The organism is Acinetobacter sp. YH12097 (assembly GCF_013419225.1).
Taxonomy (GTDB): Bacteria; Pseudomonadota; Gammaproteobacteria; order Pseudomonadales; family Moraxellaceae; genus Acinetobacter; species Acinetobacter amyesii.
The window spans coordinates 91121-106247 of sequence record NZ_VPAN01000002.1; the positions used below are offsets into that span (position 1 = coordinate 91121).

The 15127-nt window shown below is 41.8% G+C and carries 10 protein-coding genes; 2 read left to right on the top strand and 8 right to left on the bottom strand.

Translation table 11 applies throughout. The features are described from left to right. Positions 1–31: 31 nt before the first annotated feature. Complete coding sequence (locus FTU37_RS01990) at positions 32–739, bottom strand: phosphatase PAP2 family protein (RefSeq protein ID WP_180123692.1); 708 nt, start codon at positions 737–739, stop codon at positions 32–34. A 172-nt stretch (positions 740–911) separates the two neighbouring features. On the opposite strand from FTU37_RS01990, the gene FTU37_RS01995 reads away from it, so the two are divergent. Continuing rightward, positions 912–1610 carry an HAD family hydrolase gene (locus tag FTU37_RS01995; protein ID WP_180123693.1) on the top strand — a complete coding sequence of 233 codons (699 nt, stop codon included), beginning with the start codon at positions 912–914 and terminating at the stop codon, positions 1608–1610. A gap of 76 nt (positions 1611–1686) precedes the next feature. On the opposite strand, the gene FTU37_RS02000 is transcribed toward FTU37_RS01995, so the two are convergent. The 6 genes from FTU37_RS02000 to metH all read right to left on the bottom strand — a co-directional run bounded on the left by FTU37_RS02000 (position 1687) and on the right by metH (position 11184). Next, positions 1687–2874 (bottom strand): ammonium transporter, encoded by a 1188-nt coding sequence (locus FTU37_RS02000; RefSeq protein ID WP_180123694.1) that lies wholly within the window; start codon positions 2872–2874, stop codon positions 1687–1689. 600 nt (positions 2875–3474) lie between these two features. Then, positions 3475–4152 (bottom strand): DUF421 domain-containing protein, encoded by a 678-nt coding sequence (locus tag FTU37_RS02005; protein WP_180123695.1) that lies wholly within the window; start codon positions 4150–4152, stop codon positions 3475–3477. A gap of 223 nt (positions 4153–4375) precedes the next feature. Continuing rightward, positions 4376–6106, bottom strand: a complete 1731-nt coding sequence (dhaK, locus tag FTU37_RS02010) for a dihydroxyacetone kinase subunit DhaK (RefSeq protein WP_180123696.1) — start codon at positions 6104–6106, stop codon at positions 4376–4378. 421 nt (positions 6107–6527) lie between these two features. Further along, on the bottom strand, positions 6528–6983 hold the full coding sequence (locus FTU37_RS02015; RefSeq protein WP_180123697.1) for a hypothetical protein: 456 nt from the start codon (positions 6981–6983) through the stop codon (positions 6528–6530). A gap of 142 nt (positions 6984–7125) precedes the next feature. Beyond that, a complete protein-coding gene (locus tag FTU37_RS02020; RefSeq protein WP_180123698.1) occupies positions 7126–7410 on the bottom strand; it encodes a lysozyme inhibitor LprI family protein in 285 nt (94 codons plus the stop codon). An 84-nt stretch (positions 7411–7494) separates the two neighbouring features. Further along, on the bottom strand, positions 7495–11184 hold the full coding sequence (gene metH, locus FTU37_RS02025) for a methionine synthase (protein ID WP_180123699.1): 3690 nt from the start codon (positions 11182–11184) through the stop codon (positions 7495–7497). 479 nt (positions 11185–11663) lie between these two features. On the opposite strand from metH, the gene FTU37_RS02030 reads away from it, so the two are divergent. Continuing rightward, complete coding sequence (locus FTU37_RS02030) at positions 11664–13283, top strand: inorganic phosphate transporter (protein WP_180123700.1); 1620 nt, start codon at positions 11664–11666, stop codon at positions 13281–13283. 163 nt (positions 13284–13446) lie between these two features. Here the strand turns inward: FTU37_RS02030 and FTU37_RS02035 are convergent, their stop codons facing one another. Continuing rightward, positions 13447–14997, bottom strand: a complete 1551-nt coding sequence (locus tag FTU37_RS02035) for a hypothetical protein (protein WP_180123701.1) — start codon at positions 14995–14997, stop codon at positions 13447–13449. Positions 14998–15127: the final 130 nt, after the last annotated feature.

Sequence of the window (15127 nt, forward strand, 5' to 3'; positions counted from 1 at the left end):
TCAGATCAAGTTCAATTTAGATAATTAAAGATCAGATCCATGTAAACGCTTTGCTCTTTTGCTGCGTAGTTATTGCATTGAAATGGCGAGAAAACAATAGATACATGACACAATTAAATGCCCAAATGATCCATGCGGTCCAAAGGTTATGACTCAGAAAATGCGCACCCCGCATCATTTGCGCCCAGCCAAAAGCAAAGCCTAAAATCAGCCCTGCAGATAAAAAGAAGTAGGCACGGGCAGGTTGATGTATTCGATAAACAAAATATCCTGTAATTAAGGCAAAACCAGTCGCAGCATGACCACCGGGAAAACAGTGTCCTTGGCGTGCTGAAAAATCCCAAGAAAAGCCTTGGGCTGTGGCGGCTGTCATATTCCAAGGGCAGGCATGTGCAGATTGTGATTTGAGTAAACCAATAATTGCCGTGCTGAGTAGAGCCACTACGATAAAATAGCCAAATTCAAACTTGCGAGCTTTCAGATGCGGATATTTAAAACTGCATATCCATGCTGCGATATAGAGGACATATACGCCAATGACGATATTCTTGATATAGCGATGGTTCAGCACAGCAAGTGCCCAATCATTACGATGAGGAAAACCACCGTGTAGGTCGACCCAAGGCTGAATAAAAGTTTGGTCGAGCGAACCACCGACGGGAAAAACATAAAGGAGGCCAACCAAGCTGAGTGTGAGCAGCAGGGCTTGTCGCAATAAAAAAGAACGGTTCGAGAGCATAAGTCGTGTGATGTGCTGAAATTATTTTGTTTGAATGCTGCTATTTGAAACCACGAAACTTAAATCAGACTTAATCGGCTATTTGAACTGTATCGATATCGATAGCGAAGAAGGTGCATAAAGCAAAACGAGCATTGTGTTAAAGTTTTTGAAAACTCAGTAATAAAGATTTATGAGCATACGTGCAGTCCTTTTTGATTTAGATAATACCTTGACTCACCGAGATCACAGCATTCATGCGTATACGCAGTATTTAGCCGAGTCTTATCAGTCGACGCTGGCGGAGGTAGACCCTGTACAGATTAAAAGTATTATTAATCGTATAGATAATGGGGGATATCCGAAAAAAGAACTCCTTACTCATCCGAGTATTGGGGCATCTGTCGCTTATGCCCTACAAACAGAGCTAAGTTGGATACATCAACCCGATTTTGTTGAGCTGACACAATTTTGGTTTCAGCACTTTGGTCAATTTGCCGTGGCGATGCCAGGAGCATTGAGCTTGCTGCAGCAACTAAAACAGCAGCAGTATAAACTGGCGGTGGTGTCGAATGGTGGACATGCAACGCGACTCAATATTTTGAATGGACTAGGTTTTGCATCGTATTTTGATCAGATCATCAGCTCGGAAAGTGCAGGCATTAGTAAGCCCAAAGTTGAAATATTTCAGTACAGTTGTCGTGAGTTGGGCGTGACGGAAACCGAGTGTTTATTTATTGGTGATCATCCTGTCAATGATATTTATGGTGCGAGCCAAGCAGGGATGTCTGCCGTATTGCTTGAAGGCTTTCATACTTTAAGTGCTGAACAACAGCACAGCATTCCGAATAAAATTCAGCATTTGGATCAGGTCTTAGATTTTCTAAAATAAGGTGATTTAAACTCAAGCTTTATGCGAAGTTCAGGGTAAAAAAAAGCGGCATAAATGCCGCTTTAGATTGTGTTGTTTAGAACATGTTTTCTTCAGAGTTTGCTGAAATGCGGTGAATACTTAAGTCTGCACCACGGAATTCTTCTTCTTGATCTAGGCGAATGCCCATCGTTACTTTGAGTAGACCATAAACGATGAATCCACCTGCCAATGCAATCAAGATTGCGAGTAGCGTGCCGATACATTGAGAGATCATTGAAATACCGCCTAAACCGCCCAACCATTTTTGTCCAAAAATGCCCACCGCAATACCACCGAAAGCACCACAGACACCGTGTAGTGGCCATACGCCAAGTACATCATCGACTTTGAGTTTGTTCTGCGTGTAAGTGAATAATTTTACAAAAATAACTCCAGCAATTGCTCCAATGATTAATGCGCCTACAGGGTGAACCACGTCAGAACCTGCACAAATAGCGACTAAACCTGCTAATGGACCGTTATGTAAGAAACCGGGGTCATTTTTACCCATAAAGTTTGCTGCAAGCGTGCCGCCCACCATTGCCATGAGAGAGTTAATCGCAACCAGTCCTGAAATGGCATCCAAACGTTGCGCACTCATCACGTTAAAGCCAAACCAGCCGACGATTAAAATCCAAGAACCTAAGGCAAGGAATGGAATACTTGAAGGCGGGTGAGCGCTGATACGACCGTCTTTTTTATAGCGTCCATGACGCGCACCGAGTAAAAGTACTGCAGCTAAAGCGATCCAACCACCCATCGCATGTACCACGACCGAACCTGCAAAGTCATGAAAGGCTGCGCCAAATGTACGTTCTAACCATACTTGTAGCCCAAAATTACCATTCCATGCCATGCCTTCAAAGAATGGATAGACCAAAGCGACCAATAATAATGTGGCAATCGCTTGAGTCCGCATTTTTGCACGTTCAGCAATACCACCTGAAATAATCGCTGGAATAGCTGCGGCAAAAGTCAGCAGGAAGAAACAACGCATTAAGTTGTAGCCATGATCGGCTGCTAAAGTGTCCCCAATATGAAAAAAGTGCTGACCATAAGAGATGTAATAACCCACAAAAAAGTATGCAATTGCGGAAATAGAAAAGTCAGTCAAAATTTTACTCAGCGCATTGACCTGATTTTTATGTCGTACTGTACCTAATTCTAAAAATGCAAAGCCAGCATGCATGGCAAGAACCAAGACTGCACCAAGAAGGAGAAAGAGGAGATCTATATTTTGCATAAGGTGTTCCAGTTTAGTGCGCTAGTTCACGAAAAGAAGTTCAGTATATCGAGCGGAATAATTTCGAAAAGAGGAGTGAGAGAGGGAAATTTTGATTAAAAAAACTAAAAAATGTAGAAGGCTCGATATAAAGCAAAGACTTGCATGAATGTGATAATAATGCACTAAAGTGGTGCAATAGTGTTTTGCATTGAGAAACTTAAATGAATGATTATTAAGTGAAAAACTATGTTTTTTGAATCTGTTTAAAAAATGAAAAACAAATAGCGCCATTTCTGAGTTAATTCAGGGCAATTCATTATTTTGTATTTTTATCTGATTGATAGATGTTAGCGCGAGAATGAAACTGAAAATTGACGAATGATACATTTTTGGGAGTCTGTCTGAGCATCTTGTAGTCTTCAAAAGATGAAAGCTGGATGGCTTGCCTGAACTGAAATAATGCACATATATTAACCAATGAAATCTCTGCTGCTGCACTTTTAGATGGCGAAAAACATTCAAGGGTGGGTCTGTGGTGATGGTCGTTGGATCTTACTGTATTTTGATGACGTGTTTAATTGAAGCGGCAAAGAATTTTAAAGTTTTAGCCTTGAATGCTTAAGCTAAACGCTGTGTATTAATCGCTTCAGCCCAGTCACAACATCCGCAGCGCGGGCAGGTATCCTGAGCACCGTGAATGTAAATGGTTTTGCCACAGTGCGTACAGGCATACAGCTGATGCATTTTGATATCTCGAACCGCTTTGTAGGGTTTCGGAAATAGTGGTAGTCCATAACACACTTGTTCAGGTGGATAAAACAAAATACTAAATTTGCCATCACTTTCTAATAAGCCAACTCGAACTTGTCCAAGATGCTCCACATTTTGCTGACGCATTTCAGAGAAGAATTCATCATGTGACATTTTACCTTGTTTAATTTTTTCTAAGACTAATTCACCATCTTCAACAATGTAGAGGGCTTTGCCTTCAATTAAATCTTCAAAGGGTTGGTATTTCATCATGAGCCAAGTGATTACGCGGTATAAACCAATTACCACCGTCATCACAATGAGAGCTTGCAGGAGGGGGAGCTCCTCTTCAAACATTGGGTCGCCTGCAATAGAACCCAAAGCAAGGAGTATCGCAACTTCAAAGATGGATAACTGTCGCACGCCGCGTTTGCCTGTTAGGCGTAAGAATACGATGATTAAAACGAACATAATGACGCTACGCAAAATCACTTCGGCAGCAAAAGTCCATGTGGTGTCATGGATGAATATTTGGGCTAAATCCATGTCTCATCCTTTTTTATCGTTATATGTTTTAACTTAGCAAAGCGCTAGGCGATAAAGCAGCTCAATTGTGTTAATTTTTAAGCATTATTTGAAAATGGATTTCATGCTAACGGTATTGTATGCATGAGATATTTGATGAAAAAAGTGCTTTAAAATAGCCATAAAAAAAGCACCGACGAATCGATGCTTTTGATGTGGTCTGGCAATTTTTAAAGATGCTCAGTTATTTAATATGTTCTGCAATATCCGTAAAGATTACACCTAAACCATGTGCGCCAGCATCTGGATAGCCAAGACTACGGTCGCCTACAGTTCCCGCACGTCCCATACGCGCTACGATCTCTTTGGTATTTTCAGCGCCTTGAACCGCCGCTTTTGCACCAAGTACAAAGTTTTCTTTAAAGGATTTATCGGTATGGGCAGACCAAGAATCTGCGCATGGTACAAGTGCATCAATCAGGGTTTTATCACCCACCACTGCGCCGCGTCCAAATGAACGCTCACCTGTAGTTTGAATGCCTTTGACCGCTGCTTGCAGCATCTCGGCAAAATCAGCGACAGTTAAAACTGATTTGCCTTGAATTGATTTCGCTGCCGCACGGAATGCTGAACCCCAGATTGGGCCAGACGCGCCACCACAATGTTCCATAATGATCATTGAGCAGTTCAGCATGAATTCATCCATCTGCTGCGCTTGAATCAGACTTTGCCATTCACGTTTTAATTGCTTAAAGCCTTTCGCCACGCTCATACCGAAGTCGCCGTCACCAGCATGCGCGTCCAGCTCACAGAATGGCACTTCATTTCTAATGATACAGGCAGACATCACATCCACCACATAGCGCATGTTTTCGATGGTGAATTGCTCATTGCTAATCACCGCATGTTCAGGCTGTGTTTCAACTTGGGTGTTTACTACAGCTTCGGCTGAAGCATCTTTGGATACAAAAGTTAAAGGCTGTGCTGCTGAACCATCCATTTTAAATGCAGGGGTATTGGCTGCTGCATAGAGGTAGGTTTTCAATTCATCATCGACAGCAAGCAAGGACACAGATGCACCATTCATGTCGATACTGGTCATATAGTTGCCGACAAATGTGCGGTAAATTTTGATGCCTTTACGTGCAAGGTGTTCGCATACATCATGGTTAAAGACATACAACTCTTGCAGCGGTGTGCTACCAAAGCCATTGACCAAGACTGCAACTTCTTTCATGTCTGGGCGGTCGAGGAATAAATCATCCACGATGCGCTGTGCCATTTTTTTGGATGGCAAGATTTTTTCACGACGGATGCCGGGTTCACCGTGAATGCCGACGCCATATTCCATTTCGTTATCAGCCAAAGTAAACGTTGGCGTGCCTTTGGCTGGAACAGTACATGAGCTATAAGCAAAACCAAGGCTAATGACGTTGTCCGCAGCTTTTTGAGCAATCGCTTTTACGTCTGCAAGTTCTAAGCCTTTTGATGCTGCTGCGCCTGCAATCTTATGTACAAATACTGTGCCTGCAACACCACGACGACCGACTGTATATAGGCTGTCTTTAACCGCAATGTCATCTGCCACTTTTACATAGTCAACTTTAATGCCGTCTTCAGTTGCAAGGGCTGCGCCATTCTGGAAATTCATCATATCGCCAGAATAGTTTTTGATGATCATCAGCACGCCTTTGTCAGTCGCGACTTGCTGTAAGGCTTTATAGACTTGAATTTGTGATGGAGATGCAAATACGTCACCACATACGGCAGCATCGAGCATACCTGTGCCGACAAAACCTGCATGGGCAGGTTCGTGACCGCTACCACCGCCACTGATCAATGCCACGTTGTTGTGTTTTTCTTTACGTGAAATGATTTTGTGTGACTCGTTAAATGCGAGTTCAGGATGCGCAAGAACAAAGCCTTTGCACATTTCAATTACGATGTTTTCTGCACCGTTCATGAGTTTTTTCATGGATGTACCAATCTGTATTTATAGGCGAGAGTTCTAAGTTTTAATTATTCAGGAATTTGAAGTTTTTTGCTGATTAAATAATGTAAAAACGGATGGTTTGGAAAGTATAGATTGAGCTTTTGAAACTTTACCTCTCCCTAACCCTTACTTTCATTTTGTTTTAAATCAATGCGTAAAGGTTATTATAGGGGTAATATCCATTAATAAATTCATAAAGTTTTTAATTCACAATGAAAGCTCCCTCTCACTCTGGGATGAGACGCATTGCTTAGCAAGGGGGAGGAGGAATGGGTAGGTGCTAGGACAGATTGATGAGTGGTCTTTTAGCGTTTTTTGAAATTTCCTATAAAGGAATCCCAATACATCTGATTTAGTGAGATTCTCATTCTTTAAGACATGTCTATTGTTTTACTAGGATAGATTATTTTTTAATTAAGTTTTTGTTGAAATGGATATCAGTCAAAAAATAATAACCAAATCTATCTGAATAATTTTCTGTATAGGTTAAACAAACTGATTGTGGTGGATTTTCCAAATATTCAAAATGGCTTCCAGTCATAGAAATTTGATCTGATTCAGGGAAACTAAGATTTTTACCATCTAACATTGTGAAATGGAAAATAATTTGTTGCCATGAGTTGCGATGACTTCCTCGCAGAATTGTTGAATGACCTGTATATGTGCCGCATTTTTTGACTTTATGTTTTGATTGCATGGCATCATTAATTTTTTGCGTACGAAAATGATCAATAATAAGTGATCCCATGTGTGCAAAGCATGACATAAAAATGATAATCCAGATTAGTGAATGTGTGTATTTCCATACAAAAACGGATCCTATTAAACACACAATACCAAAGCTTATTTCCATAATCATTTCGAGCCACCAACTATTCACAAAATTAAAAAAAGTTCATTTTATTTTTAAAGGCTAAAGGTAGGGGGGCTATTATTCTAACTGATTTAATTGCTTGATTCTCTGGTCAATAAGATCGGCATTGCATGATAGATTGATTAACTTAGATCCCCGCACCTTGTACACTGCTAGATAGATAAGATACGAGTTCATCACAATGACTATTTTTATATAACAACCAATTCTTTTGAGAGGTTTCTAAAATTTTCTGACCTTCCTCATCCATAGTGTTATAAAGCTTTTGATAAGTTTGGTTGAGCTTGGTTTTATTAGATTTTAATTCTTTTTCATAACAGGAAATTTCATCATAAACATTACTAGCTTTACATTTTGCAAAAGTAAAAGATGAAATAAAAGGTAAAACTAAAAGTAAGAATATTTTTTTCAATTTTATAAAATTCGTTTATGTGTTTTTAAGATTTTTGATTATAAATAAAAAACCCCCTCATTCGAGGGGATTTTTTCAAACTAATTACTGAACCGAATCATCCAAATTCGGTGCTAACCAACGCTTCGCTTCATCCAAAGTCCAGCCTTTACGCTTTGCATAATCCTCAAGCTGATCGCCTGCGATTTTACCCACGTTAAAGTATTGGCTTTCAGGGTTTGCATAGTAGAAACCGCTGACAGATGAAGGCGGCCACATTGCAAAACTTGTTGTCAACTGCGTACCAATCTTGTCAGTAGAGCCTAACCAGTCAAACAACGGCGCTTTCTCAGAATGCTCAGGGCAAGCAGGGTAGCCCGGTGCAGGACGGATGCCCACATACTTCTCTTTAATCAATTCTTCATTGCTTAAAGTTTCAGACGCTTGGTTGCCCCAGAACTCTTTACGAATGCGCTCATGTAAATGTTCCGCAAAAGCTTCCGCAAAACGGTCACCTAAAGATTGCGCTAAAATAGCAGAGTAGTCATCGCCTTTGGCTTTGTACTCATTCGCCATTTCTTCTGCACCAAAGATCGAAACAGTGAAACCGCCTAAATAGTCTTCGGCCTCATCTTTCTTCGCAATAAAATCCGCCAATGACAAGTTTGGTTTGCCAGTTACTTTGTCAGACTGCTGACGGATATGCTCAAAAGTATGCGTTACTGTTTTCGCAGTTTCATCAAACACTTGAACCGTGTCTGCACCTGAACGGGCAGCAGGGTAAATACCAAAGACAGCACGTGCATCAAAACGTTTGTTATCAATGATGTCTTTCAGCATGGTCTGCGCTTGTTCATACAAGTCAGTGGCAGCTTCACCCACCACTTCATCAGTCAGAATCGCAGGGAATTTACCCGCCAAGCTCCAAGAAATAAAGAACGGTGTCCAGTCGAAGTATTCAACCAAAGTTTCCAATGGATAATTGGTCAGCGTTTGCGTACCAATAAAGTTCGGCTTCACAGGCGCATTGGCAGCAAAGTCAATTTTTAAGCCATTTTCAACCGATTCAGCATAAGTCAGTTTGGCTGCTTTTGGCTGTTTGTTGGCAATACGTTCACGCACTTTTTCATATTCAGCGCGCGTTTCTGCTACAAACTTGGGTTTCATTTCTTTAGACAGCAAAGTTGTTGCTACACCCACCGCACGCGATGCATCGGCAACATAAATGACTGCATCATTTGAATATTGCGGATCAATTTTCACTGCCGTATGCGCTTTAGAAGTGGTTGCACCGCCAATCATCAATGGAACATTAAAGCCTTTGCGCTGCATTTCTTTCGCAACAAAAACCATTTCATCCAGTGACGGCGTAATCAGGCCAGATAGACCAATAATGTCGACTTTCTCATCAATGGCAGTTTGCAGAATCTTCTCGCAAGGCACCATCACGCCAAGGTCGATGATGTCATAACCATTACAGCCAAGTACTACGCCCACGATATTTTTACCAATGTCATGTACGTCACCTTTCACGGTTGCCATCAGGACTTTACCCTTAGATTGGCCAGCTGTTTTTTCCGCTTCAATGAACGGATTCAGCCAAGCTACAGCCTGTTTCATGACACGTGCAGATTTCACCACTTGCGGCAGGAACATTTTGCCTGAACCGAACAAATCACCTACCACATTCATGCCGTCCATCAGCGGACCTTCAATCACATCGAGTGGACGTTTAGCTTTCAGGCGTGCTTCTTCAGTATCTTCATCGATGAACGTTGTGATGCCTTTAACCAAAGCGTGTTCAAGACGTTTTTCAACTGGAAGTTCACGCCATTCCAAGTTTTCAACTTGTTTTTGTGCAGCGCCTTGACCACGGTATTTTTCAGCAACTTCAAGCAGCTTTTCTGTAGCTTCTTGATGGCTTTCACCTTGGTTTTGGTTCAAGATCACATCTTCAACCGCAGCTTTCAGTTCAGCATCAATATCATCATAAATCGCCATTTGACCTGCGTTGACGATACCCATAGTCATGCCTTGCTGAATGGCATGGTATAAGAACACTGAGTGAATCGCTTCACGTACAGGCTCGTTACCACGGAAGGAGAACGATACGTTAGACACACCGCCTGAAATCATCGCATGTGGTAAGTTTTGCTTGATCCAGCCTGTTGCTTCAATAAAGTCCACAGCATAGTTGTTGTGTTCTTCGATACCTGTTGCCACTGCAAACACGTTCGGGTCAAAAATGATGTCTTCAGCAGGGAAGCCAACTTCATTCACTAACACATCATAAGAGCGCTTACAGATTTCTTTTTTACGTGCAGCTGTATCGGCCTGACCATTTTCGTCAAAGGCCATCACAATCACGGCAGCCCCATACTGACGGCACAAACGCGCTTTTGCAACGAACTCGTCATAGCCTTCTTTTAAGGAAATCGAGTTAACAACCGCTTTACCTTGTACACATTTTAAGCCCGCTTCAATGATTTCCCATTTAGATGAGTCAATCATGATCGGCACACGTGAAATTTCAGGTTCAGAGGCTACAAGATTAAGGAAGTGCACCATTGCGCCTTCTGAATCCAGCATGCCTTCATCCATGTTGATGTCGATAATCTGCGCGCCGGCTTCAACTTGCTGCTGTGCAACTTCTAAAGCTTCGGCAAAGTTTTCTTCACGGATTAAGCGTAAGAATTTTTTAGAACCTGTTACGTTGGTACGTTCACCCACGTTCACAAAAAGTGATTCTTCAGTGATGTTAAATGGCTCTAAACCACTTAAACGGCATGCCGGTTTGGTTTCAGGCACTTGGCGCGGGGCAATGTCTTTTACGGCATTGGCAATAGCACGGATGTGATCCGGCGTTGTACCGCAGCAGCCGCCAGTGATGTTAATCAAGCCACTTTCTGCAAATTCTTTAATAAAGGCAGCGGTTTGTTCAGGGGTTTCATCATAACCGCCGAAGGCATTTGGTAAGCCAGCGTTCGGATGCGCCGAAACAAAAGTATCGGCAACGTCAGCAATGGTTTTTACATGCGGACGCATGGCATCTGCACCTAGGGCACAGTTAAAGCCAATCGACAATAAATCACCATGACGCACAGAGTTCCAGAACGCTTCAGCAGTTTGGCCAGTTAAAGTTCGGCCAGAGGCATCGGTAATCGTGCCTGAAATCATCAATGGCAATTCGTAGCCAATTTGGTTGAAGACTTCTTTCACTGCAAAAATGGCAGCTTTACAGTTTAAGGTATCGAATACAGTTTCAATGAGTAGAATATCCGCACCGCCTTCAATCAGGGCATGCGCAGCTTCAATATAGTTTTCTTTTAACTCATCAAAAGTAATATTACGAAATGCTGGGTCATTTACATTTGGCGAGATCGAGCAAGTACGTGAAGTCGGCCCAAGCACACCTGCCACAAAACGCGGTTTTTCAGGCGTTGAATATTTTTCACAAGCGGCTTTGGCAATACGCGCTGCTTCACGGTTGATCTCTGATACCAAATCTTCCATGTGGTAGTCAGACATTGAAACTTTTGTGCCGTTAAAGCTGTTGGTTTCAATAATGTCTGCACCCGCATCGAGATAGGCTTCATGAATGCCTTGAATGATTTGAGGCTGCGTCAACACCAATAGGTCATTATTGCCTTTGAGGTCAGATGCCCAATCTGCAAAACGCTCACCACGGTAGTCAGCTTCTTCGAGTTTATGACGCTGAATCATGGTGCCCATTGCACCGTCGATAATCAGAATCCGTTGAGCGAGCAGCTCTTTTAGGGTGGCAAGCGTGGACATAAATAACCCCAATCCGATGGAATATAAAATCGGCAAATATATTAACAGAATTCATTGCAGTTTTATTGATATTCAATCATCTTCACAGTGCGCAATTATTAGCTTGTTGAATTAATGAGCAATATTGCAACTTGCTAATTTCATATTCCAATTTCATATAAATGTATGGAAAGCTTCATGAATTTGTCATATTGCTCAGGCAAGATTAAAAAACATCCAGCAGGGCTATGCAAAATGACAAAAAAACATGACAGATGAAATATAAGTTGAAATATTGGGTTTCAAAGAAAATAAAGTTTAAATACGCAGATTAAATAACTGATTTACTTTATGAAAGTAGAGTAGGGAAGTCGGTTTTTAACACTTAAAAAAAACAAATAAAGCATGAAAAATTGCTTTATATGACACCGCTTTGTCATATAATTGTCATAATTAAATTGAACAATATGGGGATTTTAAAATCCTCTATTCCTGCCTGCATGAATTCTAAACAAACTCCCGTAGATTCAGCGCACACGTCGACTCCTCAAAAGTCCACGAATGTTCATGTGCCTACACCGAAATTCTTTATGCCGGTATTTTTAACGGTGATTATTTCAACGTTGATATATATTGGTTTTCAGGTGACTGCCGATTTAGCGCATGTTCCGCCTTTAAGTCTTTATTCAATGATTTTATTGGGCACAGCCTTATTCATCGCACTTGGCTTTGAATTTGTAAATGGTTTCCATGACACTGCAAATGCAGTAGCAACAGTGATTTATACCAACGCCTTGTCAGCACCAGTTGCAGTAATGTGGGCGGGTTTCTGTAACTTTCTGGGTGTAATGGTTGCCAGTGGTGCAGTCGCTTACGGCATTATTGCTTTATTACCTGTTGAATTGATTATGAATGTCGGTTCAGGTGCAGGTTTTGCCATGGTTTTCGCTATGCTGATCGCAGCGATTTTGTGGAATTTAGGAACTTGGTTCTTGGGCATCCCAGCGTCTAGTTCGCATACTTTAATTGGTTCTATTCTTGGCGTTGGCATCATGAACTACCTGTTAAATGCAGGTGGTGGTGCGAGCGGTGTAGATATGGAGCAGGTGCTTAAAGTCGGTAAGGCTTTATTGTTCTCTCCACTGATTGGTTTTGCATTTGCGGCTCTCGTTTTCTTGTTGGTGAAGCGTATTTTCCGCAAACAGCTTGAACTGTTTCAGCCACCAGAAGGCAATAAGCCACCACCACCACTGATTCGTGCAATTTTGATCTTTACCTGTACAGGTGTAAGTTTTGCGCACGGTTCAAACGATGGTCAAAAAGGTATGGGGCTGATCATGCTGATTTTGATCGGATGTGTGCCATTGGCTTATTCATTGAATAAGAACTTAGATAATCAACATATTCAATCTTTTCATCAGTTATCTGCTCAAACTGCGACTGCGATCTACGCAGAGCATAATGATATCCCTGATGCAAAAGCACGTGATGTACTCACCAAATACATTCAAACCAAAGAAGTCAGTCCAGAAGTTGTGCCAGCTTTGGCAAGTTTGACCGATCATTTAGGTGAGCGTGTTGCACAATATGGCGACTTAAAAGATATTCCTGAACAAGAAGTATCTTCGATTCGTAATGATATGTACCTCAGTACCACTGCTTTTAAACGTCTAGATAAAGCTGAACAACTACCAGCAATGGCAGAAGCTGAACAAAAGACAGTGAAGGAATATCGTAGTCACTTAGATTCGTTCTTACAGTACATTCCAACATGGGTAAAAGTCGCTGTTGCATTGGCACTGGGTCTTGGAACCATGGTGGGCTGGAAACGTATTGTTGTGACTGTAGGTGAGCGTATTGGTAAAAACCACATGACTTATGGTCAGGGTATGTCTGCCGAGCTTGTTGCTATGTCAACGATTGCTGCTGCAGATGGTTTTGGTATGCCAGTATCGACTACACACGTACTTAACTCTGCGGTTGCAGGTACTATGGTCGCGAATAAATCGGGTCTGAACTTTGCAACAGTGAAAACCATTCTATCGGCTTGGGTCTTTACTTTACCTGCAACGATCTGTCTATCAGGTTGCTTGTACTGGTTATTCTTGAAAGTGTTCTAAGCAACTCAAATTCCAGATATAAAAAAACGCTGCTTCGGCAGCGTTTTTTTATGGCTCAATCTCAGTCATCACCGATTTGAATGGGGTGACTGAGCTGAATTAGAACAATCAAACTAGCAAGTTGAAACTTTGCAAAGTTCAGTAATGATTTAAACCAATGCAATTACGCTTTTTTAAACAGCCCCAATACTTTTTTCACGGGCAGTTTTTCTTCAGCAAAACCATACAGCGCTGCAAAAGGTAAGGCGGTACGCGCCAAATAAGCCACACGCCATAAGCCACCATGGTTGGCACCATGCATCATGAGTTCTAATGGATGGTCTAGCGCTGTTTCAGGGTTAGCAACCGATTGAGGGTTTCTCAAGTCGTGAATCCATAAAGCTGCCATGAGTGCATTGGTGGTTTCAGGTTGGAAGGATTCCACATCAAATAAACTCGCACCATTAAATGCTGCCTTTAATAATGGATTCTTCGTTACTGAGCGGGTTGTGGTAGATGGCGCAATATTGATACTAACCCGCTGACCATTTTGACGTGCCACAGTTGCACGCCATTGTTGAATACGTTTTGCAAGTGCGTAGTTAGGACCTTGTTCCACCACCAAACAGTCAGCGATACCATAGGATTTTCCATTGTCTGCTGTGGTGGTTTGCTCATTATTTTGCTTAAAGAAATGCTGACCTGTGACTTTCGCAATACTTTGTGTCAATAGTTTTTGTGCAGACGCACGGTTTTGAAATTTGGCTTGTGCTGCCGTAACGATCTCTTCTGGAACGGCATAGACATCGGTTGGAGTACACATAAACATCAAGCTGGTGTCGGCTTTTTGTTGACTGACATAAGCCATGATGCTGTCCATGGCCATTGCAACACGAACATGCTTTTCACCATCTAAATAGGCAATTGCAGCCAGATCAAGCTGATGTTCACTTTGTGCAAGCCATTGTGCAATTTCAGGAATGTGTGTTAGTAAATTGGCGCCCAATTTGTGTTTTAGTTCTTGAATGGGTGTGTCTTCATGCACAGCGTCGAGACTTGGCGCATATAAAGTGGCATTACCGGCCTGAACCGTGCTTAAGATTCGATCCCAAACACGTTCATTATTGAGGTCAATTGCCACAATATTGGCTTTCCATTTTGCTAACCACGTCAGAGGGCCAGCTTCGGAGGCAGCACCAAAAAGCACCATTGTCCGATCTGACAAATCGAACCATTCTGGATGGGCAATGGCTTCACGTAATGCGTCGGCATGACTTGCTTCAATAATGCCAGCATCTTGCCATTTTTGAATCTGAGCCAGTAAAGCCTCACCTTGAAGTTTTTGACCATGATAGGGCACATACCACTCAGGCGCTGCGTCACTTTCACCTTTTAATTTCACGGTATGCAGCGGATGTGCAGTCAAAGCTACTGCATCTTTGAGCGTATACTTTTCTTGATCACGATAAAACTCAAAGACGTGATGCGCTTTATTTAAACCTTGCTCAGCAATGTTGATCGCTGCTTCAGATGATTGAATCCCTTGTTCAACCAAGGCTTTAAAATATTCAGGATATTTTTTACGCCAGTTTTTTTCTTGTTTTGCACGTACAGAAGAGTGATGGTCAACTGCAGCTAAGGCTTCAGCAATAATTTCACGACCAGTTTTATATGTACTCGGCTTTTGGTTTGAAGCCGAAATGGGAAATTGAAGACCTTCAGTTGAACTCGACATGCAAAATATCTCAGCTAATTTTGTCATTAATATACAGATGTATACATTATCTATGCCAAATTAAAAAATAGGGTGGCATAAAGTGCCAGATTTATATGATTTGTCATGTGCTTTTGTGAACTTTCGTAGA